1 protein-coding gene is annotated in these 325 nt (G+C 72.0%); it reads right to left on the bottom strand.

The window, feature by feature from the left end; all coding sequences use genetic code 11:
- Positions 1-325, bottom strand: a 325-nt coding sequence (mtnN, locus tag SB751_RS29050) for a 5'-methylthioadenosine/S-adenosylhomocysteine nucleosidase (protein WP_410748914.1), incomplete at both ends; no start/stop codon positions are given.

The raw sequence follows: 325 nt of genomic DNA, 5'->3' as shown, positions 1-325 counted from the left end.
GCGATATCGGCGAGAAACGACGAAAACGACGTGCTCGCGTGTTCGTCGGCGGTGTCGGAGATGGTGCGCACGATCGCGCACGGCACGTCGTATTCGTGGCAGACCTGGGCGATCGCGGCGCCTTCCATTTCCACCGCCAGCGCGTCGGGCAGCAGCGCGCGCAACGCGCCCACGGCGGCGGCGCTCGCGACGAACTGATCGCCGCTGATCACGAGGCCGCGATGCACGCCCGGCCGCGCGTTCGCGAGGCGCGGCAGCGCGGCGCCGAACTGCGCCGACAGCGCGTCGCCCTCTTCCGCGATGAAGCGCTCGCACGCGGCGGCCA

The sequence above is a fragment of the Cupriavidus sp. SIMBA_020 genome, from assembly GCF_046535395.1.
Classification (GTDB): Bacteria; Pseudomonadota; Gammaproteobacteria; order Burkholderiales; family Burkholderiaceae; genus Cupriavidus; species Cupriavidus campinensis.
This window is presented reverse-complemented; position numbering and strand designations above follow the sequence as displayed.